The organism is Pseudomonas sp., from assembly GCF_049590575.1.
In the GTDB taxonomy this organism is placed as follows: Bacteria; Pseudomonadota; Gammaproteobacteria; order Pseudomonadales; family Pseudomonadaceae; genus Aquipseudomonas.
Window position 1 is genome coordinate 1 of record NZ_JBAWDE010000001.1, and the last position, 2,002, is coordinate 2,002.

General features: G+C 60.6%; 1 protein-coding gene. It reads left to right on the top strand.

What is annotated here, in order from left to right:
* Positions 1 to 1,881 (top strand): type VI secretion system Vgr family protein (locus WBR57_RS00005; protein ID WP_424080965.1); only part of this gene is annotated, 1,881 nt, incomplete at its 5' end.
* Between the last annotated feature and the right edge of the window lie 121 nt (positions 1,882 to 2,002).

Genomic DNA, 2,002 nt, shown 5'->3' on the forward strand with positions numbered 1-2,002 from the left:
CGCTTTCACTACACCGAACAGGTGCGCACCGCCATGCAGGTGCAGCGCGACTACACCTTCACCCATCCGCGCTACAACCAACAGCACACCGCCACCGGCGATCAGGACCTCAACAACCAGCACAAAGATTACGAACGCTACGACTACCCCGGTCGCTACAAGCGCGATATCGCCGGCAAGCCTTTTACCAAAACGCGTCTGACTGCCCTGCGCAACGACGCCAAGCTGGCCCACTTGGAAGGCGACGATGAGCGCCTGCAACCGGGGCTGGCGTTCGACCTCAACGACCATCCGCGCGAGGACTTCAACGACCGCTGGCGCACCATCGCCATCAGGCACGAAGGCAAGCAACACACCAGCTTGCAGGAGGAAGCGTTCGGCAGTGACCTCGGCACCTCCTATGAACTAAAGGCCAGCGCCATCCGCTGGACCTCCGACTGGAAAGCCCCGCTGCGTGACAAACCCTGCATCGACGGCCCGCAGATCGCCACGGTGGTCGGCCCGCCCGGCGAGGAGATTTATTGCGATGAATGGGGCCGGGTCAAGGTGCAGTTCCCGTGGGATCGCTCGGACAAGAACAACGACCAGAGTTCGTGCTGGATCCGTGTAGCTCAAGGCTGGGCCGGCGCGACCTGGGGCGCCATGGCCGTGCCACGGGTGAATCAGGAACTGATCATAAGCTTTTTGGATGGAGATCCTGACCAGCCGATCGCCACGGGGCGGACCTACCGGCAAACCAATCTGCCGCCCTACGAACTGCCCAAGCTCAACGCTGTGGCGACGACCAAAAGCCGTGAGTTCAAGGGCACTCGGGCCAACGAGTTGCGCATCGACGACACCACCGCGCAAATCAGTGCTGCGCTGATGAGTGATCACGAACATAGCGCGCTGCACCTGGGCTACCTCACTCATCCACGCCACTACGGAGGTGGCCGACCAAGGGGCGAAGGTTTTGAGTTGCGTACCGATGGTCACGGCGCATTGCGCGCAGCGAAAGGGTTGCTGCTGACCGCCGAAGCTCAACTGAAGGCCGGTGCGGGTCAACTGGAACGCCAACAGGTGATTGAGGTGTTACAAGCCGCGCTGACGTTGGCCAGACAGCTGGGCGCATCTGCCGAAAACGCTCAAGGCATTGCCCTGGATTCACAGCCGCAAAAATCCCTGACCGATGCAGTGAATGCGCTGGGGCATGGCGCAAATGATCAAGCCGACGGCTCCGGCAATGGCGCACGACCCATCATCGCGCTGAGCGGGCCTGCCGGGATCGCTGCCGCTACGTCGCGCAGTATCGCCCTGGGCGCAGGTGAACACATTGACAGCGTGGCGCAACACAACCAGCAATTCACCGCCGGCCAAAAAGTGGTGATCAATGCGGGTGACGAAATCGGCCTGTTTGCCCAGGGGGGCGACATGCGGCATATCGCCCACAACGGCCAACTGCTGTTGCAAGCCCAGCACAACAGCATCCATGTGCAAGCGGACCAGAGCGTGGAAATCAGCGCCAGCCAGCAACACGTGCTGGTGGCGGCAGACAAGCACATCACCCTGTTGTGCGGTGGGGCTTATATCAAGATGCAGGGTGGCAATATCGAGCTGGGGATGCCTGGTGATTTTACGGTGAAGGCTGCGAACAAGTACTTCATTGATCCAAGCAATGCCGCCACGGAACTCAATAGCTGGCCCAGCACCTCGTTCAACGAACGCTTTCAAACTTTCTTCAACGACGGCAAACCCATCCGCGACCGCGCCTATGCCTTGGTGCGCAAGGATGGCGCACGTTTCGAAGGCCGCACCGATGCGCAAGGCTTCGTCACCCTGCAACAGGGCATGAGGCTGGAAGGGCTCGTATTGGAATGGCTTGATAATGGAGACCCACTATGACCGATAACCCATCGGCGCCGCGTGTGGCGCCCATGACCTATAACGCTCGGGGTAATCCCGTGCATACCTGGACGATGACCCCCAGCCATATCACCGACCCGGTGCATTGCGTATTGCCGCC